A 20,447-nucleotide genomic window follows, 5' to 3' on the forward strand; every position below is an offset into this window, starting at 1 on the left:
GGACGTCACCGTGCCAGGGGCGGACCGGCATCCGGACTGCCGGCCGGCCCGGCGGTCGCCGGCCCCGCGGACGAATCAGCGCGGCGGGCCGCCCCGCCGGTTGCGGGTCATCCAGAACACCAGGTAGACGATGACGGCGACGACCACCAGGCAGCAGAGCAGCCCGAGGAACCCGAAGCCGCCGCCGCGTCGCCGCCGGGCGGCCTCGACCACCAGTTCACCCGTGCCGGTCGACGCCCAGGCCGCAACAGGTACGAAGACGGACAGCACCACCGCACCGAGGACGGCGCTCAGCCGGCCCCACCACTTGCCGAAAGCAGACATGCCCACATCCTCGCCGAGAACCGCAACCACGGCAGGCCAGAGAGCGGGAATCGCCGGCGGAGGGGGCGTCGGCACCGGAGAACGCCGAAGGCCCCGGAGATCATCCGGGGCCTTCGGGACAGTAGCGGGGACAGGATTTGAACCTGCGACCTCTGGGTTATGAGCCCAGCGAGCTACCGAGCTGCTCCACCCCGCGTCGGCCTCACCACTCTATCGCATCCGCGCCCGGATGATCAGCCACCCCCCGTGATCCCGGCCGTCGCGCGGCACCGGCCGCAGCTCGCCGACGGCCGGCACGCCGGCGCGGCCGGCTGTGGGGGGTCGCGGTGAGCGCTATCGGGGCCGTCCACCGGTCCGGCGAGATCCTGTCCGCGGCGACGCGTCGGCCGCCCGGGCGTTCCGCGCGTCCCGGGCCGCCTGGACGAAGGCGCGGACCAGCGACGTCTCACCGGCGCCGCGCCACACCGGCGCGTACGACAGGGTCGGTCCGTCGGTGATGGGCACGAAGGTGATGTCCCGGCGCTTCCGGCCGGCCGCCACGAGCGACCCGATGGGAGACACCACCCTGCCGGAGCCGATCGCGGTGAGGGCCTCGGCGAGGGTGGCCACGGCGCTTCCGCGCCGGATCGGCCGCCCGGCCGGGGTCACGGACGGGCATTTCACCTCCCACATGTAGTCCGGGATGGGCCCCTCCAGGTGCACCACCGCGTGGTCGCCGAGATCCTCGATCTCGACCTGGTCCCGGCTGGCCAGCGGGTGGTCGGCGGCGACAGCCAGCACCAGCTGCTCGGTGTACAACACCGGCCCGACGACGAGGTCGGGCTCGCGGACCGGGAGCCAGAGCAGCCCCACGTCGATCCGACCCGCCCGCAACCCGCCGAACGGGTCGGAGGGGAGGAGTTCGCGCATGTGCAGCTCACACTGCGGATGCCGCTGCCGGAACAGTTCGAGGACGCCCGCGATCTCCTGGTGGTGGGTGTCGAAGGTGCCGACGGTCAGGGTGCCGACGTACCCCCGGGCGGCGGCGGCAGCCTCGTCGATGCCCGCCATGATCTCGCCGTAACCCGCGTCGAGCCGGTCGCGCAGCCGCTCGCCGAGCGGGGTGAGCCGCACGCTGCGGCTGGTCCGCTCGAACAGGGCACCGCCGATCCGGCGCTCCTGCTGTTTGATCGACTGACTGACCCGCGCCTTGGACACCCGGAGACGTTCCGCCGTACGCCCGAAATGGAGCTCTTCGGTCAGGGTCAGGAAGATCTCGATGTCCCGCAGCTCCACCCGGCCGTCTCTCCCTCGCGTCACCGCGCGTCCGGATTCGCACCCCGCGATCGCGCGAGCCGGCAGTTTACGGCGACGACGACGGCGGATGGAGCCCAGGGCGCGGCGCCGTCACCCGAGCACCCGGGCTCGTGCTCCGGCTGCTCCCAGACCGCCCCCACAACGACCGAGGGCACTCTCCCGTGTCCGGGAGAGTGCCCTCGACCTGCGGTTGCGCTAGTAGCGGGGACAGGATTTGAACCTGCGACCTCTGGGTTATGAGCCCAGCGAGCTACCGAGCTGCTCCACCCCGCGTCGGTCCGTCAACCGTAGCGCACCACCCGGGGGTGCCGCAAAACGACCCCGCGGGTCACCGTAGCCAGTCCTGGACGGCGGCCACCGCGCGGCGGCTGTCGGCGTCGACCTGGGACCGCTTGCTGGAGGTGTTCTCCCAGCCCTGCTCCCAGAGCACGGTGACCACGTCACCGACCCGGACCGCCCGGACCAGCCGCACCTCGTCGTCGCCGGTCGGATCGCCGTTGACGTCCCGCGCCGCCACCCGCATCTCGAACAGCACGGACTCGTCGCCGTAGCCGCCGTCCGGGAGCAGCCGCTGGCGGGAGGCCGCCGGATTGCCGTTGCTCTGCCCCTGCTGCTCCGGGCAGTCGCGCACCGCCTGGCGCAGTTCCCGCAGGAAGTCGTCGGCCCGGCCGGCCCGGTAGATGGTGATGGTCTGCGCGTAGCTGCCGTCCGGGACCGACCCCTCCGGGGTGCCGGCCAGCCGGTAGGCGAGGTTGCGGCTGCGGCTCTGCACGACCGCGCCGTCACTGGGGTAGCGGGCGTCGCAGAGCTTCGGCAGCGTGGTGGAGTCCCGGATGACCGTCTCCTGCCCGGTGCGGTTCGCCTTCGCCAGGGTGAAGAACGCCCGGTCGGGAATCGAGGTGGGCGTGCGCGCGGCACCCGTGGGCAGGCCGCTGGGACCGGCGCCTGGAACGCTGGACGCGGACGGCGGCGCGGGCGGGGTGGCCGACGGGGTCGGCGTGGGGACGGCCACGGTCGGCGTCGGTGTCGGCGTCGCGGCCGGTGCGGGGGCGGGGGCCGGGTTCGCGGTGCGGGTCAGCCGGGCCCCGGTCACCACCCCGCCGACCAGCACCATCACCGCGAGCGCGGTGCCGGCGGCCCGGACCCGGGCCCGGCGGTCGGCCCGGCGCCGGAGCACCTCGGGGAGCGCCAGCTGCCCGCGGTCGGCGTCCTCGGCGAGCGAACGGTAGAGATCGGACAGGTCACGCGACATCGTTGGCCTCCAGCTCCGGGGAGGAGTAGTCCGGCAGCAGCGCCGCCAGTCGGGTCCGCCCCCGCGAGAGCCAGGACTTCACGGTGCCGGTCGGCACCCCGCTCTCCCGGGCGATCTCCTCCACCGACATGTCGAAGAGGTAGTGCAGGGCGAGGGCCTGCCGCTGGGCGGCGGGCAGCTGGCGCAGCGCGCCCACCAGCAGCACGCTGTCCTCGCTGGGGGCGGGCACCGGCGGGGGCGGACCGTTGCGGCTGAGCACGCCGCGCAGGCCGTGCAGGCGACGCCACCGGTCGGTCGCCAGGCGGGCCACCACCAGCCGCAGCCAGGCTTCGGGGGCCGGATGGGTGACCAGCTTCCCCCACTGCCGCCAGGCCCGGGCGAACGCCTCCTGCACCAGGTCCTGGGCCTCGGTGTAGTCGCCCACGACCGCGTAGCCGTACCGGAGCATCCGCCGGGAGGTGCTCCGGTAGAACTCGTCGAAACTGTGCGCGTCCCTCATGGCCCGACCACGCATCCCCCCGGTTCCTCGCCTTGTCTTGCAGACAGGACGGCACACCGGGCCGCCAGGTTGCACGGCCCCGGTCCAGGATCTCGGTCGGCTGCACGACACAGCCCCCGGCGCCGGGGACCGGGGTCGGTCCGCGAGGCCGGGGGCTGTGTCGTGGTACGCGGGTCAGCCGCCGCTCGGGGTGGGCGGCGCGCTGCCGCCCGGGCTCGCCGACGGGGTGCCGCCGGGGGCCGGGGTGGCCGCCGGACCGGCCGCCCGCTGCGCCTGCTGGAACGCGGTCAGCGCCTCGTCGAGCGCCTTCAGCGCGCGGCCGTACCGCTCGAAGTCGCCGGACGCCTGGGCGGCCCGCACCTCGGTGATCGCGGCCTGGACCCGGTTCGCGGCCTCGGCCAGCTCGCCGGTGAGCGCCGGCGGGGTGGTCGGCGTCCCGGTCGGCGGCGGGGTGCCGCCGGTGGGCGGCGGCGGGGCGCCCTGGGCGGCCCGCTTGCCCTGCTCGACGAGCTGCTTGATGCCGTCGGTGAGGTTGTCGGCCAGCGCCACGTAGGAACCGCCGTCGCCGTACGACAGCAGCACCTTCTGCAGCAGCGGGTACGCGTCCTGCTGGTTGCTCTTGACGTAGACCGGCTCGACGTAGAGCATTCCGTCGCCGAACGGCAGCGAGAGCAGGTTGCCGTACTGCACCTGGGCCTGGTTGGAGGAGAGCAGGTTCAGCTGCTGGCGGATGTTGGCGTTGTTGGTCATCTGCTGGTGCACCTGCACCGGGCCGGAGATCCGGGTCTGGTCCGGCAGTTCCAGCACCTCCAGCCGCGGCTGCCCGTCGACGTACGACCCGGAGATCAGCGCGGCCAGGTTCTGCCGCCCGTTCGGGGTGACCGCCGAGGTGAGCTGGAACCGCGGCGTGTCCTGCCCGGGGAACTGGGTGAACAGGTAGTACGGCGGCTGCTTCTGCCCACTGTCCGGGGCGTCCGGCACGTTCGGCACCTGCCAGAAGTCCTGCGCCGAGTAGAAGTCGCCCGGGTTGGTCACGTGGAACTTGGTGAGCAGGTTGCGCTGCACCTTGAACAGGTCGGCCGGGTAGCGGAAGTGCTCGGCCAGCTCCGCCGGGATCTGCGCCTTGGGCTGCACCAGGTCGCCGCCGAACGCCTTGTTCCACGCCTTGAGCACCGGGTCGTTCTCGTCGAACTCGTAGAGCTTGACGGTGCCGTCGTACGCGTCGACGGTGGCCTTGACCGAGTTGCGGATGTAGTTGACGTTCTCCCGGGCCAGCTGGAAGGTGCCCCGCCCGGTCAGTTCGTCGGTGGTCTCCTGCTGGAGGTTGACCCGCTCGGCGTACGGGTAGGTCGCCGAGGTGGTGTAGCCGTCCACGATCCACTGCACCCGGCCGTCGATCACCGCCGGGTACGGGTCGCCGTCGAGGGTGAGGAACGGCGCGACCTTCTCCACCCGGTCCCGCGGGTTGCGCACGTAGAGCAGCTTGGAGTTGTCGTTGACCGCCTCGGAGAGCAGGAAGTTCGACTCCTGCTCCTTGATGGCGTAGAGCAGCCGGCGCATGAACGAGCCGATCTCGACGCCACCCTCACCGGTGTAGGTGTAGTAGGCCTCACCGGCCTCGCCGCCCTCACCGACCGGCCGGTCGAACTCGGCCGGGTTGGCGTCCGGGTCGGCCTTGCCGACGATCGCGTAGTCGCCGGCCTCCATCCGCTCGCCGTAGTAGATCCGCGGCTGGCTGGCCGGGATCTGCTCGGTCTGGGAGGAGCACGCCTCCTGCGCCTTCTCGCCGAGGAAGCCGGAGACGAAGAACGGCTGGCCACCGCAGACCACCTGGTTGGCCGGCGCGGCCACCAGCCCGTAGCCGTGCGTGTAGACGGTGTGCCGGTTGATCCAGTTGTTCTGCTGGGCGGTCAGCTCGCCGTAGTTGATCTCCCGGACGCCGACCACGTAGTCGGAGGTCTTGCCGTTCACCCCGTACCGGTCGATGTCCAGCTTGGGGCCGAAGTCGTAGAAGCCGCGGACCTGCTGGAGCTGGGTGTAGGTCTCGCTGACCAGCTGCGGGTCGAGCAGCCGGACGTTCGGCACCACCGAGGTGTCGGTGGCCAGGCTCGCCGGTGGAACGAGATTCGCCGCCGCGTACGGCATGGTCTTCGTGACGTCCAACCCGAAGGCCGCCCGGGTGGCGTCGATGCTGCGCTGGATGTACGGCGCCTCCTTGTCCCGGGCGCTCGGCTTCACCTCGAAGGTCTGCACCGCCCACGGGTAGATGCCGCCGATCGCCACCGCGGAGACGCCGAGCAGGGCCAGCGAGATGCCCGGCCAGACCAGGTTCCGCATCCAGGCGTTGGAGAACACGATGATCGCGATGGCCACCACGACGGAGATGTAGGCGAGGATCTCCTTGGCCGGCAGCAGCGCGTTGACGTCGGCGTAGCCGGCGCCGTAGACGTTGGCCCCGTCGTTGTACTCCAGCAGCATGGCCCGCCGGTCCAGCACGTACGCGACCGCCTTGAGCAGGACGAAGACCGCGACCAGGGTGCTCAGGTGGGCCCGGGCGGCGTTACTCATCCGGTCGCCCACGCCCTGCAGCCGGACCCCGCCGAAGATGTAGTGCACGGCCAGCGCGCCGATCAGGGAGAGCACCACCGCGGTGAAGCCGACCCCGAGCAGGTAGCGCCAGAACGGCAGCTCGAAGACGTAGAAGCCGACGTCCACCCCGAACTCCGGGTCCTTGACGCCGAAGTCACCGCCGTTGCGGAAGAGCAGCCACTGGCTCCACCGGCTCTGCGCGCTCAGCCCGGCGAAGAGGCCGATCACGGCCGCGACCAACGCGATCCACAGGCCAAGCCGGGGGCTCAGCAGCATCCGGTAGCGCTCCAGGGTGGCCTGCTCCGGCGAGTGCGGACGCATCCGCGGGCGCAGCCGGTGGGCGAGCCACAGGTTGCCGCCGATGATCACCGCCATGCCCAGCCCGACGGAGAGGAAGAGCAGCAGCCGGGTGGCCAGCACGCCGGTGAAGACCTGGGTGTAGCGGACCTCGTCGAACCACAGCCAGTCCGTCCACGCCTGTACACCCCAGCCCAGCAGGGTGAAGAGCACGAACACCCCGACCAGGACGCCGATCGTGACGCGTCCGCGTCGGCTCATCCTCGGCAGGGGGCTGCTGCTACGCATGACCACTGTTGGCTCCGCACGCTCGATGTGATCGGCTCCGACCAGGCACCCAGAGTACGGGGTCTTCCTGAACGTGTCGGGGCACGGTCGTGCGGCGGCCGCGCGCCGCCGGTCACCGGCCGGCCGGTGGGCCCGCCCGGGCCGTCGTGCCGGGCGGGACGGCCGGGGCGGAACGGCCGGGGCCGGGCCGGTCGGCCGGCGGTCAGCAGTGGGTGGGCTGACCGCCCGCGCGCAGCGTCTCCAGGGCGGCGAGCGCCTCGTCCAGCGAACCCACCTTCACCAACGGCAGGCCGGGCTGCGGGTTGCGGACGGCCTCCGCGCAGTTGTCCGCCGGCACCAGGAACGCCGTCGCGCCGGCGTGCCTGGCCCCGACCAGCTTCTGCGCGATGCCGCCGATCGGGCCGACCCGGCCCTCGTCGTCGATCGTCCCGGTGCCAGCGATGATCTTGCCGCCGGTCAGGTCCTCCGGGGTCAGCTTGTCCACGATGCCGAGGGCGAACATCAGGCCGGCGCTCGGGCCGCCGATGTCCTCCAGGTCGATCTTCACGGTGAACGGGTGCGGCTGCTGCTGCTCGATCTCGATCCCGATCCGGGGCCGGCCGTCCTGCTCGCGGCTGGTCACCGACGCGGTGGCCGCCGCGCCGTCCCGGGTGTAGCCGATCTCCAGCGCGGTCCCGGCCGGCTTCGCCCGGATCAGCTCGGTGAGCCGGGACGCCACCGGCACCGGCTGCCCGTCCACCGAGGTCACCACGTCGCCGGGCCTGAGCACCCCGGCCGACGGCCCGTCGGCGGCGACCGTCTTGACCACCACCCGCACCGGGAAGCCCAGTTCGCGCAGGGCCGCGGTCTCCGCGCTGGTCTGCGAGACCTTGAAGTCCTCGGCGTTGCGCTCCTCGACCTGCTGCTGGGTCTCCCCCGGCGGGTAGACCAGCTCGCGCGGCACCACCGCCTCGTCGTCGGAGAACCACCCGGCCAGCGCCGACCGCAGCTTGACCGAGGGCTGGACGCCGACCGTGGTCAGCCGCAACTGCCCGGCGGAGGTGGAGGTCTCCCGGCCGCTGACCTCGATGACGTCCTTGCCGTCCTCCTTGCCCAGCGTGTTCACCGTCGGCCCGGGACCGAGCACCACGTACGGGATGGGCGCGCCGAGCACGCCGATGCTGAGCAGGGTGGTGAGCAGAGCACCGAGCAGGACGGTCACGCCGCGACGTCTCATGCGGCAGAGCGTACCGACCGGGGTGGGGCGCCCCGGCGGGTGAACCACGACTTCGCCCTCAGCGCAACGCCAGCGGGGGCGCCCCGGGGCGTGGCACGCGTACCGTAGACGTCGTGCCTGATATTCCGTTCGGTTTCGCGCTCCCGGGTGGGCAACCACCAGACCCCAACGACCCCGCGCAGATGCAGCAGTTCATGTCGCAGTTGCAGCACCTGCTCTCCGCGTCGGGCAGCGGGCCGGTCAACTGGGACCTGGCCCGGCAGGTGGCCGCCAGCCAGCTCGCCGCCGCGGGCGACCCGGCGGTCTCGCCGTACGAGCGCAACGCGGTGGAGGAGGCGCTGCGGCTCGCCGACCTCTGGCTCGAGCCCGCCTCCGCGCTGCCCTCGGGCATCCAGACCTCGGTGGCCTGGAACCGCAACGAGTGGATCTACAAGACCCTGGACGTCTGGCGCAAGCTCTGCGACCCGGTGGCCAGCCGGATGGTCGGCGCGATGGGCGACCTGGTGCCGCCGGAGGCGCGCGCCCAGCTCGGCCCGATGCAGTCGATGGTGGCCACCCTCGGTGGCGCGCTCTTCGGCGGCCAGCTCGGCCAGGCGCTCGGCTCGCTCGCCGCGGAGGTGCTCTCCGCCGGCGACATCGGGCTGCCGCTCGGCCCGGCCGGCACGGCCGCGCTGATCCCGGCCAACATCCGCGCGTACGGCGAGGGCCTGGAGCTGCCCGAGGACGAGGTCCGGCTCTACGTGGCCCTGCGCGAGGCCGCCCACCAGCGGCTCTTCCAGCACGTCCCGTGGCTGCGCGGGCACGTGCTGAGCGCGGTGGAGACGTACGCCGCCGGCATCCGGGTCAACCGGGAGGCGATCGAGGAGGCGATGGGCCGGGTCGACCCGACCGACCCGGAGTCGATGCAGGCGATCGCCCTGGAGGGCATCTTCACCCCGGAGGACAGCCCCGCGCAGAAGGCGTCCCTGGCCCGGCTGGAGACCGCGTTGGCCCTGGTCGAGGGGTGGGTCTGCCACGTGGTGGACAGCGCCGCCGGCGGCCGGCTGCCGAACGTGGTCCGGCTCGGCGAGGCGTTCCGCCGGCGCCGTGCCGCGGGCGGCCCGGCCGAGCAGACCTTTGCCGCGCTGGTCGGCCTGGAGCTGCGGCCACGCCGGCTGCGCGAGGCGGCGGCGCTCTGGGCGGCGCTCACCGAGCACCGCGGGATCGCCGGCCGGGACGCCCTCTGGGGTCACCCCGACCTGCTCCCCTCCGACGACGACTTCGCCGACCCGGTGGCCTTCGCGATGGCCGAGTTCGACCTCAGCGAGCTGGAGAACTTCGACTTCTCCGCCCCCGGTGGCCCGGAGGAGCAGGCACCGGGCGGCCCGGAGCGGCGCACCGACGACTCCGACGGCGACGACGAGCGCCGCTGACCACCGCGACCGGGCCGGCCGGCGGCCCACGACCCCGCCGGCCCGGGTCACGCACCCTCGCGCGCCTGAATCGGAATCAGCCCCGGCACGCCCGGGCCGGGTCAGCCCCGACACGCCTGAGGCGGGTCAGCCCGGATGGCCGGCGCCGGAGAGCAGCGCGCGGGTCGCCTCCCAGCCCTCCACCGCCGGGTCGAGCCGGGCCAGGTCGCCCGGGCCGCGGAGCCGGTGCCAGCCGGGAGTCACCGCCAGGTCGCCGGGGCTCGGCGCCGCCGTGCGGACCGCCGTCGGCAGCCCGCGCTCCAGGTCGACCGCCGGCAGCCAGGCCGGTACGGGCAGCCGGGCCGCCACCCCGAGCAGCCCGGGACCGCCCTCGACCGGCGCGACCGCCACCGGCCGGCTGGTCAGCGGCCGGAGCAGCTTGCCGACGGTCAGTCCGGGCACGTCCGGCGCGTCCCCGGCGATGACGGCCGCCTGGTCGTAGCCGTCGACAGCGGCGAGCACCGCGTTCGGTGTGGGCTCGGGCACCTCGTACACCTCGGTGCCGGGCCAGACCACCGCGTCGGCGAGCCAGCGGTCGGCCGGGGTCACCGCCACCGCGGTGCGCACCTCGTTGAGCGTGGCGAGCAGGTCGACCACGTCCTCGGCGAGCGCCCTCCGCCAGTCCGCCCGGTCGATGCCCGGCGGCGCCCAGCTCACCGGGCCGAGCAGCGCCACCACCACACGTCGTGCCACGCCCCGACCCTACGCGGATCCCGGACATCCCACCGACCCACCGCCCCGCCCTGGTCGACGCCAAGCCGGCCGCACCGCCGCGTGGCGGCGGCGTCGCGATGGCTTCCCACCGTTGATCCACTCCACTTCCCGGATGTCGCGGTATCAACGACGCCCCGATACCGCCATGCACGGCAAACGGAGTGGATCACGAGCCCACCCGGTCGCCGTAGCGGCGTCGGAGCGCACGATCCACGGGAGCGTCGTGGCGGCGCAGTGCGGCATCGCGGGGTGCGGTGGCGGTGGCGTGTGGAGGGGACCCCGAGCGTGGCGAGCTGGCGCGGTCCCGGGGCGGGGCATCCGACCAGCCGGCCGGGCGGCATCCGCTCCTGCCCGGGCGGCGCGGCGTCCGGGCGGGAGCGTCAGTCGGCCAGGGCCGTGCCGGCGGCGGCCGCGACGCCCTCCAGGTAGCCGCGGGCCCGCTCGGTCTTCGGGTACCGGCCGACCAGCGCCCAGAACCGGGCGTTGTGGCTCGGCACGATGAGGTGGGCCAGCTCGTGCAGGAGCACGTAGTCGATGACCCAGTCGGGCATGTCCTGGACCCGGTGGGAGAGCCGGATGGTGCCGTCGGCCGGCGTGCAGGAACCCCACCGGCCGTTCTGGTTGGTGACCCAGCGGACGCTCGCCGGGACGGCCTGCGCGCCGTGCTCGGGCAGGTAGAGCTTGATCAGCCGGGTGGCCCGGACCAGCAGCTCGTCGTCGGAACGGGCCAGCCGCCCCTCCCGGGCGGCGAGCCGGGCGAGCATCCGGTCGACCCACTCGCTCTCCTCGGCCCGGGAGAACTGGTCGGGAATGAGGACGACCACCCGCTCACCGTCGCGGTAGGCGGACACCGTGCGTCGCCGACGCTGGCTGCGCCGTACCTCGACGACCGGCTTCCGCACCCCTGCCATCAGCGGGCCGCGCAGCCTCGGAATCCTGCCACGAAGGAAAGCTACTGCGTAGTGACCAGGGGTACGCAAGAGTCAACCCCTCGACACGCGCCCGGAAAATGGGGATTGGTCGCCAGGAGTCCCGAAAAAATTCTTAGCCGGGCCCGCGCGGCGCACCACCGTCACCCTTCGTGGCGGTCGGCGGGCCGCGTACGCCGCTCCCCCTCCACCGTAGGTGATCATCCGTTCGGGCGCCGCTCGGGGGTCCGCAACCGCCTTCGAGGCGGTTCGGTCGGCGTGTCCCCGCCAAACTGACTTATCAGACGTTATTCGCCATGCACACTCTCGACGTCGACTTCCTCACAGTGTCGATGCACAGCTGACATGGAACTGCCCAGACCTGGGTAGGGTCCGCGACCAGCGGTCACGTGGGTGGCCGCGGAGAACGACCCAGCGCCGGCGCCCCGCGTGGCCCGCCGCCGGGACAACCGCCGGTAGGCAGTGACCGGCGGACGAGACGAGGAGGGCACCGTGGCCGACCAGGCCCAGACCTACAACGGTTACTGCGTCAAGTGCAAGGAGAAGCGCGACTTCGAGGGGCGCATCGAGGTCAGCAAGACCGGGATGAACATGGCCAAGGGCAAGTGTCCGGTGTGCGGCACAACAGTGAACCGCATCCTGGGCAAGGCGAAGGTCTGACCCGATTCGGGTGTGCGGGAGGGGTGGCCGGCGGCCACCCCTCCCGCTTTTCGTTCCGGCTGTCGGGTGAGCGACACCGGTTACCCGCTGGTTGTGGATATCGCGCGATTTCCTGTGGACAGCCCTGGACAGGGTGCCGCGCACCTGTGGACAACGATCGACGGACAGCAGGGGAACGGTCACGATCCGTCGCATGACCCCTGCCCCGCCACCCCGGCCCACCGCGCTGCCCCGACCCACCCTGCTGCCCGGGATCACCCGGCTCTGGCGCGACCGGCACACCCTCCAGCTCGGGGTCGATCCGGGACGGGCCGTCCTGCTGGAGGTCGCCGACCCGCGCGCGGCCCGGCTGCTCGACCTGCTCGACGGCAGCCGCAGCGAACGCCGTGTGCTGGCGTACGCGACCGACGCCGACGTCCGGCCCGACGACGCCCGTACGCTGCTCGACGCGCTGCGGGCGGCGGGCCTGGTGGTGCCCGCGCACACCCTGCTGCCCCGGGAGCTGGCCGGACCGGCCCGGGCCCGGCTCGGTGCCGAGGCGGGCGCGCTGGCCCTGGCCGCCGCCCGGCTGCCCGGCACCCCCGCCCAGGTGCTGCGCCGCCGGCTGGCCGCCCGGGTGGTGGTCAGCGGGGCCGGGCCGCTCGGCGCCGCGGTCACCGTGGCGCTGGCCCAGGCGGGCGTCGGGCACGTGTGCCCGGACCTGGCCGGTCCGGTCCGACCGGCCGACCTGGTCGGCACCGGCATCCCGGCCGCCGAGGTCGGCCGTCCGCTCGCCGCGGCGGTACGCGACGCCGTCGCCCGGGCCGCCCCCGGCACCCGCACCGGGCCGCTCCGGCAGGGCCGGGTCGACCTGGTGGTCCGGCTCGGCGTCGACCGGCCGGCCGCGCTGCTCGCCGCCGGGTACGCCCAACGGCGCCAGCCGCACCTGCTGGTCGCCCTGCGGGAGGGCGTACCGGTGATCGGGCCGCTGGTCCGACCCCCGGTCGGCCCCTGCCTCAACTGTCTCGACCTGCACCGGACCGACCGCGACCCGGACTGGCCGGCGCTCGCCGCGCAGCTCGCCGCCGACGGCCCGGAGCCGGCGTGCGCCGCCGCGACGCTGCTGGCCGCCGGTGGCCACGCGAGCGCGGAGGCGCTGGCCCAGCTCGACGGCGGCACCCCGGAGACGCTCGGCTGCGCGGTGGAGGTGGCCGGGCCGGGCCGGCTCCGGCGCCGGGTCTGGCCCCCGCACGCCTCCTGTGGGTGTTCCCGAGGGCGGCGGTGAGCACCGAGGGCGGCGCAGAGCAGCAGCGGGGCCCTCGCGTCGGTAACAATGGCCGGGTGACCGACATCCCGCGCCGGGCCGTGTCCCGGACCGCAAAGCTCGCCGCTCTGCCGCTCGGCTTCGCCGGTCGGACCGTCCTCGGCATGGGTAAGCGCGTCACCGGGCTCGCCTCCGACGTGATCTCCGCGGAGATCCAGCAGCGCACCGCCGAGCAGCTGTTCAGCGTGTTGGGGCAGCTCAAGGGCGGGGCGATGAAGTTCGGCCAGGCGCTGTCGGTCTTCGAGGCGGCGCTGCCCGAGGAGATCGCCGCCCCCTACCGGCAGGCGCTGACCAAGCTCCAGGAGGCCGCGCCGCCGCTGCCGGCGGCCAGCGTGCACAAGGTGCTCACCGAACAGCTCGGGCCGGACTGGCGGGACCGGTTCGTGGAGTTCAACGACACCCCGGCCGCCGCGGCCAGCATCGGCCAGGTGCACCGGGCGGTCTGGCGGGAGCCCGGATACGGCCCCTCCGGCGCCCCGAACACCCGGGACGTGGCCGTCAAGATCCAGTACCCGGGCGCCGGCGACGCCCTGCTCGCCGACCTCAAGCAGCTGTCCCGACTCGGCGGGATGTTCCGGGCGATCCAGCCCGGACTGGACGTCAAGCCGCTCCTGGTGGAGCTGCGCGAGCGGATCACCGAGGAACTGGACTACGAACTGGAGGCGGAGTCGCAGCGCGCCTTCGCGACCGCGTACGCCGACGACCCGGAGATCTACATCCCGGCGGTGGTCTCCGCGGCCCCCCGGGTCCTGATCACCGAGTGGGTCGAGGGCACGCCGCTGGCCGACATCATCCGGTCGGGCAGCGAGGAGCAGCGCGACGAGGCAGGCCGGCTGATGGCCATCCTGCACCTGTCCGCGCCACAGCGGGCCGGCCTGCTGCACGCCGACCCGCACCCGGGCAATTTCCGGCTGCTGCCGGACGGCCGGCTCGGTGTGATCGACTTCGGTGCGGTGGCCCGGATGCCGGAGGGCACCCCCGAGCCGATCGGCCGGATCGCCGCGCTGGCCCTGCGCGGCAACGCCGACGAGGTGGTGGCGGGCCTGCGGGCGGAGGGCTTCATCGGCTCCACCGAGGAGATCGACGCCCAGGCGGTGCTCGACTTCCTCCGGCCGATGCTGGAGCCCATCGCCGCCGAGGAGTTCCGGTTCACCCGGGCCTGGCTGCGCGCCGAGGCGGCCCGGCTGGCCAGCCCCCGCTCCCCCGCCTACCAGCTCAGCCGGCAGCTCAACCTGCCGCCGTCGTACCTGCTCATCCACCGGGTGACGCTCGGCTCGATCGGCGTGCTCTGCCAGCTGGAGGCGAAGGCGCCCTACCGGGGCATCCTGGAGCGCTGGCTGCCCGGTTTCGCCCCGGTCGGCTGAGCCGGAGCAGACGCCGAGGGGCGGGCGGCCGGGAAACCGGCCACCCGCCCCTCGTCATCGGTGGATCAGAGAACGCCCAGGTCGCGCGCCGACTGCTTGCGGCTGTTCATGGCGACGGTACGGGCGGATCGGGTTGCCTCAGTGCTCGTGGTGGTACGACCGGCCTGAGGCCGGCGCATTCGAGCCCGGGACAACGCTTCATGGAGTAGTTGCATCTCGAAAGCTCCGTTCGGAACGTGCAGCATGGTGGTCAGCTCTCTCGTTGCCGGCATGGCACCGGCGGGGTGGATACGGATCGGGTTCATGTCAGGCCGCCAGCCGGACCGCGTTGCGCGCCCCGGACAGCCCACTGGCCGCCAGGCGCGCCTCGGCCTCGACCCGGAGCGCGGCGTCCCGGGCGACGTCCTCCTTGCGCGGACGGCCACGGGGCCGCTTGCGCGGAACGACCGCGCCACGCTCGAAGATCTCGCCACCCCAGACGCCCCAGGGCTCGGACCGCTCGACCGCACCCGCGAGGCACTCGACGCGCAGCGGGCAGTCCCCGCAGAGCGACTTGGCCAGCTCGAGCTCGGCGGGCGAGTCGGAGAACCACAGGTCGGGGTCGAACTTCCGGCAGGGCAGGTTCGCCTCCAGCTCAACGCTCACGTCGAGCGGGGCCAACGCCAGACTCATCGCCCGGTCACCTCTCTCTCACTTCGATCTCGTGGATCGCATTTCCGACGTACTTCGGCGGGACAAAAACTGAGGCCGCGGATCCCGGTATGCGGGTTCCGCGGCCTCGAGGTGAGCCGGTGGTCTGATGGTCAGACCGGTCTACCTCGAGGTGGAACGCCGCGGACATCCGTGCGCTTCTTGGCGCCATCGATGCCCATGCCGGTGAAGCCACTGGTCCCCTGGACCCCGTTCGGTGCGGTCGCGAGGATCAGCTCGGCCTGAGCCTCGACCTGGTGCACCTGCGGAGCCGACGGTCGCGTGGCCGCGACGGCAAGCCGGACAGCCGACAGCGGAGCGACGGCAGCGGGCAGCGCCGCCGGACGCTCGTTGGTGTAGAAGATCTCCATTGGTGCCACCTCCCTGACGTTCACTCGTGATCGGCACGGTCTCAGCCTCTTGAGCAGCCCGAATGGCGCCGCTCGCGAGGTGTGCCATGAGGCTATTCCTCGGCCCCCGGCGAGGGCAAACGATTTACGGCCAGATTTCAAAAGTTTTCTTCGGGCAGAACGTCGTCGACCGTCGCGCCGCCCACCAGCGCCAGCACCGACTCCCCGTAGAGGCCCAGTTTGCGCGGGCCGATCCCGGCGATCGCGATGAGTTCCTCGGGACGGCCCGGCCGGCGTTCGGCCAGCGCGGTCAGGGTGGCGTCGGTGAAGACCACGTACGCCGGGACCTTCTGCGCGCCGGCCACCCGCGACCGCCACTCGTGCAGCCGAGCGTGCAGCTCCTCGTCGATGTCGGACGGGCAGGTGGCGCAGCGGCCGAGCTTGCGGTCCGGGCCGGCGAGCAGGGTGGCGCCGCAGATCCGGCAGGAGACGATCTGGGTCCGGCGCCGCTCCGTACGCCGGGCCGGGCCGGCGCCGGCCCGCTCGGCGCCACCTGCGGAGCGGTCCAGCTGGGGCAGGAACCGGGTCGGCCGCCGGGCCCGCCCGCCCGGCGAGCGGGCCGTGGCGTACGACAGCCAGAGCCACTCCCGGGCCCGGGTGATGCCGACGTAGAGCAGCCGGCGCTCCTCCTCGACCTGCTCGACGGTCTTGGCGTACGTGGTGGGCAGGGTGCCCTCGGAGAGCCCGACCAGGAAGACCGCATCCCACTCCAGCCCCTTGGCCGAGTGCAGGGAGGCCAGCGTCACCCCGTCCACGGTCGGCACGTGCTGGGCGGCGGCTCGCCGGGCCAGCTCGTCGTTGAAGTCGGCCAGGGTGACCGGGCGCTCCACCGCGGCGGCCGGGCCGATCGGCAACACCTCGGGGGTGGCCGCGTACTCCTCGGCGAGCTGGACGATCGCGGCGAGCGCCTCCCACCGCTCCCGGGCGGCACCGCCGGCCGGGGCGGCCTCGGGCGCCCAGCCGACCGCGCCGAGCGCCTCGACCACGGCGGCGGGCAGCGGCGTCTCCCCCGGGATCGAGCGGGTGGCCGCCCGCAGCGCCACCATCGCCTGCCGCACCTCGACCCGCTCGAAGAACCGCTCCGCCCCCTGCACCTGGTACGGCACGCTCGCCTCGGTCAGCGCCTTCTCGTACGCCTCGGACTGCGCGTTGGTGCGGAACAGCACGGCGATCTCGCGGGCCGGGGTGCCGGCGTCGACCAGCGCCCGGCAGCGGGCGGCCACCGCGGCGGCCTCGGCCGGCTCGTCGGTGAAGATCCGCAGCTCCGGTTCCGGGCCGGGTGGGCGCTGCCCGACCAGTTCCAGCCGCAGCCGCGCCTCGGCGCCGCGCGCCTGCGAGATCACCGCGTTGGCCAGCCCGACCACCTGCGGGGTGGAGCGGTAGTCGCGGACCAGCCGGACCACCGTGGCGCCCCGGTAGCGGCGGGGGAAGTCGACCAGGTAGCCGGAGGTGGCCCCGGTGAAGGAGTAGATAGTCTGGCTGGCGTCGCCGACCACTGTCAGGTCGTCGCGGCCACCCAGCCAGGCCTCCAACAACCGCTGCTGGAGCGGGTTGACGTCCTGGTACTCGTCGACCACGAAGTGCCGGTACTGGCCGCGGACCTGCTCGGCGACGTCGGCGTGCTCCTCGATCCCCCACACCGCGGCACGCAGCATGTCCTCGAAGTCGATCACCCCGTTGGCCCGCTTCAGCCGTTCGTACGCGGCGAACACGTCGGCCACCTTCGCCGGCTCGTGCGGGGTGTCGCGCAGCGCCTTGGCCGCCGCCACCACGTACTCGGCGGGCTCGACCAGGGACGACTTGGCCCACTCGATCTCACCGGCGAGGTCCCGCGCGGCCGCCCGGTCGGTGCGCAGGCCCACCTTGGCGGCGGCGAGGGTGACCAGCCGGACCTTGCTGTCCAGCAGTTCGGGCATGGCCCGGCCCTCCAGCAGCCGGGGCGCGAAGTAGCGCACCTGGCGCAGCGCTGCCGCGTGGAAGGTGCGCGCCTGGACGCCGCCCACCCCGAGCGCGGTGAGCCGGGCGCGCATCTCGGCGGCGGCCCGGGCGGTGAAGGTGACCGCCAGCACGTGCCGGGCCGGGATCTCGCCGGAGAGGGCCCGGTAGGCGATCCGGGAGGTGACGGCCCGCGTCTTGCCGGTGCCGGCGCCGGCCAGGATGCAGACCGGGCCGGCCGGGGCGGTCACCGCGGACCGCTGCTCCGGATCCAGTCCGGCGAGCACCCGTTCGGTCGCTGAGTGAACCCCCACAGCCCGGAATTCTCGCAGCCGGCCCGGACGTTACAGCGGTTAGCCCGGGCTTGATCGGCAAGCCGTGGCCGACTGTTGGAGGATCTGACCATGCTGACGATGTATTCCACCCCCTGGTGCGGCTACTGCCACCGGCTGAAGTCGCAGCTCGACCGGGAGGGCATCGGATACGAGGTGGTCGACATCGAGCAGGACCCGAAGGCCGCGGAGTTCGTGATGAGCGTCAACGGCGGCAACCAGACCGTCCCGACGCTGCGCTTCGCCGACGGCAGCGCCCTCACCAACCCCTCCATCACCCAGGTCAAGCAGCGCCTGGCCAGCCTCGCTGGCTGACCCGCAGCACCCCGCCGGAGCGGCCGCCCACCCGGGCGGCCGCTCCGCCGCGTCTCCGCCCCTCATCGCCCGCGTTGATCATGAAACTGCCGCTCCCGTCGCCGGCGTGTCGCGCCGACGAACCGATGATCAACGGGACGGCGGGGGGACGGGACGGGTGCGGGGGGACGGTGGGCGGGTGCGGGGGGTGGGGTGAGGGTGCGGTGGTGCCAGAGGTAGCCGCCGGCCAGCAGGGTGACCAGGCCGATCAGCGTGAAGAGCAGCCGGTAGTCCAGCACGCCGACGAGCAGGGCGCCGGCCCCGATGGAGAGCGCCTGGGGGCCGCTGACCACCGCCTCGGCCGCCGCGGCCACCCGGCCGATCAGCCCCGCCGGGGTGCGCCGCTGGATCAGCGTGTGCAGCCCGACCATGGTCAGCGGCAGCGAGACCCCGGCCAGCAGCACCGCCGCGAAGCCCAGCCACAGGCTCGGGTACGCCAGCGCCAGCGCCGCCGGCCCGAAGAAGGCGACCCCGGCGGCGAGCGTGCCGACCTCGCCGGCCCGGCGTACCACGCCCGCCGAGAGCAGTCCGCCGAGCAACCCGCCGACCCCCTGCACGGTGACCAGCACGCCGACGAACGCGGCGTCCCGGCCCAGCCCCCGGTCGACGTACGCGAAGATCAGTGACTCGCTGACGCCCATCACCAGCGAGCCCAGCCCGTAGCCGAACAGCGCCCGGCGCAGCGCCGGCTCGCCGGCCAGGTGCCGCAGCCCCGCCCCGAGTTCGGCAGGCCAGCGCAGCTCCGCGGTCGCCGCCGGGCCCTCGGGCACCCGCAGCACCCCGACCACGGCGGCCGCCACTGCGAAGCCGCCCATCGCCAGCGCGGCCAGCAGCCACCCGCCCACGGCGGCGTAGAGCCCGGCGCCCGCCAGCGGGCCGATCAGCCGTAGCCCCTGCCGGACGGTCTGCAGCACGCCGTTCGCCTCGGCCAGCAGTTCGGCCGGGACCAGTTGCCGGATCAGCCCGCTGAGCACCGCGCTGAGCGTGATGTACGACAGGCCGTACAGCGCCGCGACCGCGTAGACGATCCACACGTCGGCCCGGTCCCGGACCGCGAACAGCGGGGTGAGCAGTGCCGCCGTGGCCAGGTTGGCAGCCACGAAGAACGGCCGGCGGGGAAGCCGGTCGACGAACCAGCCGACCAGCGGCGCCAGGGTCATCGGCGCGATGACGGCGAAGATGGTCGCGCCGGCCAGGCCGTCCGACCCGGTCAGGTCCTTCACCCAGACCGCGAGCGCCAGCAGCAGGATCGACTCCGCCGCCATGCTGGCCAACAGGCCGGTGAAGAGCAGGCGGAAGTCCGGTCGGCGCAGGACGGTGCGCATGGGTCCCTCCGGCGGGATGGCCCGCGCCCGGAGACGCGGTCGGGGCGGCGGTGGTCGGGCCCGGCGGCGGGTCACCGACCGGCCGCACCCCTCCACGGTCCTCTTTTCTGCAAGACACGCCCTCGCCGGGAACCACCGACGCCGGTCGCGCCGTCCATACTGACCGTGGGGGGCGAATGTCATACAGTTACCGTCGCGTCCGTGACGGTCGACGGGAAAGAGGACGCCGTGCCTCCTGCCTCACCGAGCCCGATCCTGCGCCGCCGCAGGCTGGGCACCGAGTTGCGCCGGCTGCGCGAGGCCGCCGGTCTCACCGGAGACCAGGTCATCGAGCGGATCGGCTGGGCCTCCGCGTCGAAGCTGTCGCGGCTGGAGAACGGGCGCAGCCGGCCCGACCCGCAGGACGTGCGCGACCTGCTCGACCTCTACGGCGCGGACGAGGCGCTGGGCGAGGAGTTGCTGGGCATCACCCAGGAGGCCGGCGACATGCGCGGCTGGCTGCGGTCGTTCCCGGCGATGACCCCGCAGCAGCGCGGCTTCGCCGAACTGGAGGCGGGCTGCGCGGAGATCTCCGAGTACAACCCCGTGCTGGTGCCCGGGCTGTTGCAGACCCCGGGCTACGCGCGGGTGCGGATCGCCTCGGCCCGGCAGGTCGGCGAGGACGCCGGCGACCCGGACGCCGAGGACACCGAGACGCAGGTGCAGGCCCGGTTGGCCCGGCAGAAGCTGCTCACCCGCGGCACCGACGCGCCCCGCTACACGGCGGTGCTGGAGGAGGCGGCGCTGGGCCGCCGGGCCGGGCCGCCGGAGGTGCTGCGCGAGCAGGTGATCCAGCTCTGCGAGCTGGCCATGCTGCCGAACGTCACACTGCACGTGCTGCCGCGGGACACGCCGATCGGCGAGTGGTACCTCCCGCCGACCGCTTTCTCCCTCTACCGGTTCGCCGATCCGCTGGATCCGGAGACCCTCGCCATCGAGGGCGGGTTCACCGACGTCATGTCCACCGAGGTAAACACCCTAAATCGCTATAAAGTGGTGTTCGAGTGGTTATGCACGGCGGCGCTCTCCGCATCGGACACCCTCTCCTGGCTGATCGAGGCGTCGGGGCGGCTGACCGAGACGGCGGCCCCGTCCACAGTGGCGCTCGGACCGGCAACGGCGCCGGTCCAGCGTCGCCGGCATTCCGGGCGCCTGACCGAACGGTGATCCACGGGGGACC

General features: G+C 73.5%; 18 protein-coding genes and 2 tRNA genes. 6 read left to right on the forward strand and 14 right to left on the reverse strand.

Translation table 11 applies throughout. The features are described 5' to 3' along the window. Positions 1 to 75: 75 nt before the first annotated feature. The 8 genes from Q3W71_RS11820 to Q3W71_RS11855 form a co-directional block, all read right to left on the reverse strand. Complete coding sequence (locus Q3W71_RS11820) at positions 76 to 324, reverse strand: hypothetical protein (RefSeq protein ID WP_302919333.1); 249 nt, start codon at positions 322 to 324, stop codon at positions 76 to 78. Positions 325 to 446: 122 nt separating this feature from the next. Next, a tRNA-Met gene (locus Q3W71_RS11825) sits at positions 447 to 520 on the reverse strand. A 137-nt stretch (positions 521 to 657) separates the two neighbouring features. Further along, positions 658 to 1,623, reverse strand: a complete 966-nt coding sequence (locus Q3W71_RS11830) for a LysR family transcriptional regulator (protein ID WP_302919334.1) — start codon at positions 1,621 to 1,623, stop codon at positions 658 to 660. 196 nt (positions 1,624 to 1,819) lie between these two features. Beyond that, a tRNA-Met gene (locus Q3W71_RS11835) sits at positions 1,820 to 1,893 on the reverse strand. A gap of 55 nt (positions 1,894 to 1,948) precedes the next feature. Continuing rightward, positions 1,949 to 2,872: a hypothetical protein gene (locus Q3W71_RS11840; RefSeq protein WP_302919335.1), complete on the reverse strand. Its 924-nt coding sequence runs from the start codon at positions 2,870 to 2,872 to the stop codon at positions 1,949 to 1,951. Beyond that, on the reverse strand, positions 2,862 to 3,371 hold the full coding sequence (locus Q3W71_RS11845) for an RNA polymerase sigma factor (RefSeq protein ID WP_302919336.1): 510 nt from the start codon (positions 3,369 to 3,371) through the stop codon (positions 2,862 to 2,864). Before Q3W71_RS11845 ends, Q3W71_RS11840 begins: the two co-directional genes overlap by 11 nt. A gap of 174 nt (positions 3,372 to 3,545) precedes the next feature. Next, on the reverse strand, positions 3,546 to 6,545 hold the full coding sequence (locus Q3W71_RS11850; RefSeq protein ID WP_302919337.1) for a UPF0182 family protein: 3,000 nt from the start codon (positions 6,543 to 6,545) through the stop codon (positions 3,546 to 3,548). Positions 6,546 to 6,747: 202 nt separating this feature from the next. Beyond that, entirely contained in the window at positions 6,748 to 7,761 is a 1,014-nt protein-coding gene (locus Q3W71_RS11855) for a PDZ domain-containing protein (protein ID WP_302919338.1), read from the reverse strand. Between the two features lie 113 nt (positions 7,762 to 7,874). Here Q3W71_RS11855 and Q3W71_RS11860 point away from each other — a divergent pair, with 113 nt between their 5' ends. Continuing rightward, the gene (locus Q3W71_RS11860; protein WP_302919339.1) at positions 7,875 to 9,173 is read left to right on the forward strand and encodes a zinc-dependent metalloprotease; all 1,299 of its coding nucleotides are present in this window, start codon (positions 7,875 to 7,877) and stop codon (positions 9,171 to 9,173) included. Between the two features lie 126 nt (positions 9,174 to 9,299). On the opposite strand, the gene Q3W71_RS11865 is transcribed toward Q3W71_RS11860, so the two are convergent. Then, positions 9,300 to 9,905, reverse strand: coding sequence for a hypothetical protein (locus tag Q3W71_RS11865; protein WP_302919340.1), 606 nt, complete (start codon positions 9,903 to 9,905; stop codon positions 9,300 to 9,302). A gap of 401 nt (positions 9,906 to 10,306) precedes the next feature. Beyond that, positions 10,307 to 10,837 (reverse strand): M48 family metallopeptidase, encoded by a 531-nt coding sequence (locus tag Q3W71_RS11870; RefSeq protein WP_302919341.1) that lies wholly within the window; start codon positions 10,835 to 10,837, stop codon positions 10,307 to 10,309. Positions 10,838 to 11,347: 510 nt separating this feature from the next. Here Q3W71_RS11870 and Q3W71_RS11875 point away from each other — a divergent pair. From Q3W71_RS11875 to Q3W71_RS11885, 3 genes are all read left to right on the forward strand, one after another. After that, complete coding sequence (locus tag Q3W71_RS11875) at positions 11,348 to 11,515, forward strand: DUF5679 domain-containing protein (protein WP_165945332.1); 168 nt, start codon at positions 11,348 to 11,350, stop codon at positions 11,513 to 11,515. Positions 11,516 to 11,708: 193 nt separating this feature from the next. Further along, positions 11,709 to 12,779, forward strand: coding sequence for a hypothetical protein (locus Q3W71_RS11880; protein ID WP_302919342.1), 1,071 nt, complete (start codon positions 11,709 to 11,711; stop codon positions 12,777 to 12,779). A gap of 56 nt (positions 12,780 to 12,835) precedes the next feature. Then, positions 12,836 to 14,182, forward strand: coding sequence for an AarF/ABC1/UbiB kinase family protein (locus Q3W71_RS11885; RefSeq protein ID WP_302919343.1), 1,347 nt, complete (start codon positions 12,836 to 12,838; stop codon positions 14,180 to 14,182). 306 nt (positions 14,183 to 14,488) lie between these two features. Here Q3W71_RS11885 and Q3W71_RS11890 read toward each other — a convergent pair whose 3' ends face one another. From Q3W71_RS11890 to Q3W71_RS11900, 3 genes are all read right to left on the reverse strand, one after another. After that, on the reverse strand, positions 14,489 to 14,854 hold the full coding sequence (locus Q3W71_RS11890) for a WhiB family transcriptional regulator (protein ID WP_088992065.1): 366 nt from the start codon (positions 14,852 to 14,854) through the stop codon (positions 14,489 to 14,491). A gap of 131 nt (positions 14,855 to 14,985) precedes the next feature. Continuing rightward, complete coding sequence (locus Q3W71_RS11895; RefSeq protein WP_302919344.1) at positions 14,986 to 15,243, reverse strand: hypothetical protein; 258 nt, start codon at positions 15,241 to 15,243, stop codon at positions 14,986 to 14,988. A 137-nt stretch (positions 15,244 to 15,380) separates the two neighbouring features. After that, complete coding sequence (locus Q3W71_RS11900) at positions 15,381 to 17,531, reverse strand: ATP-dependent DNA helicase UvrD2 (RefSeq protein ID WP_302919345.1); 2,151 nt, start codon at positions 17,529 to 17,531, stop codon at positions 15,381 to 15,383. Between the two features lie 90 nt (positions 17,532 to 17,621). On the opposite strand from Q3W71_RS11900, the gene Q3W71_RS11905 reads away from it, so the two are divergent. After that, a complete protein-coding gene (locus Q3W71_RS11905) occupies positions 17,622 to 17,864 on the forward strand; it encodes a mycoredoxin (protein WP_302919346.1) in 243 nt (80 codons plus the stop codon). A 62-nt stretch (positions 17,865 to 17,926) separates the two neighbouring features. Here Q3W71_RS11905 and Q3W71_RS11910 read toward each other — a convergent pair whose 3' ends face one another. After that, positions 17,927 to 19,411, reverse strand: a complete 1,485-nt coding sequence (locus Q3W71_RS11910; RefSeq protein WP_302919347.1) for an MFS transporter — start codon at positions 19,409 to 19,411, stop codon at positions 17,927 to 17,929. A 45-nt stretch (positions 19,412 to 19,456) separates the two neighbouring features. On the opposite strand from Q3W71_RS11910, the gene Q3W71_RS11915 reads away from it, so the two are divergent. Next, positions 19,457 to 20,434 carry a helix-turn-helix transcriptional regulator gene (locus tag Q3W71_RS11915; RefSeq protein WP_302919683.1) on the forward strand — a complete coding sequence of 326 codons (978 nt, stop codon included), beginning with the start codon at positions 19,457 to 19,459 and terminating at the stop codon, positions 20,432 to 20,434. The last annotated feature ends 13 nt before the right edge of the window (positions 20,435 to 20,447 follow it).

The sequence above is a fragment of the Micromonospora sp. C28SCA-DRY-2 genome, assembly GCF_030519475.1.
Taxonomy (GTDB): domain Bacteria; phylum Actinomycetota; class Actinomycetes; order Mycobacteriales; family Micromonosporaceae; genus Micromonospora.

Coding starts and splice junctions, on each gene's coding strand:
- Q3W71_RS11840 (WP_302919335.1), bottom strand. CDS start 2,872: ATGTCGCGTGACCTGTCCGATCTCTACCGTTCGCTCGCCGAGGACGCC.
- Q3W71_RS11850 (WP_302919337.1), bottom strand. CDS start 6,545: ATGCGTAGCAGCAGCCCCCTGCCGAGGATGAGCCGACGCGGACGCGTC.
- Q3W71_RS11890 (WP_088992065.1), bottom strand. CDS start 14,854: ATGAGTCTGGCGTTGGCCCCGCTCGACGTGAGCGTTGAGCTGGAGGCG.
- Q3W71_RS11880 (WP_302919342.1), top strand. CDS start 11,709: ATGACCCCTGCCCCGCCACCCCGGCCCACCGCGCTGCCCCGACCCACC.
- Q3W71_RS11910 (WP_302919347.1), bottom strand. CDS start 19,411: ATGACATTCGCCCCCCACGGTCAGTATGGACGGCGCGACCGGCGTCGG.
- Q3W71_RS11820 (WP_302919333.1), bottom strand. CDS start 324: ATGTCTGCTTTCGGCAAGTGGTGGGGCCGGCTGAGCGCCGTCCTCGGT.
- Q3W71_RS11905 (WP_302919346.1), top strand. CDS start 17,622: ATGCTGACGATGTATTCCACCCCCTGGTGCGGCTACTGCCACCGGCTG.
- Q3W71_RS11895 (WP_302919344.1), bottom strand. CDS start 15,243: ATGGAGATCTTCTACACCAACGAGCGTCCGGCGGCGCTGCCCGCTGCC.
- Q3W71_RS11845 (WP_302919336.1), bottom strand. CDS start 3,371: ATGAGGGACGCGCACAGTTTCGACGAGTTCTACCGGAGCACCTCCCGG.
- Q3W71_RS11855 (WP_302919338.1), bottom strand. CDS start 7,761: ATGAGACGTCGCGGCGTGACCGTCCTGCTCGGTGCTCTGCTCACCACC.
- Q3W71_RS11870 (WP_302919341.1), bottom strand. CDS start 10,837: ATGGCAGGGGTGCGGAAGCCGGTCGTCGAGGTACGGCGCAGCCAGCGT.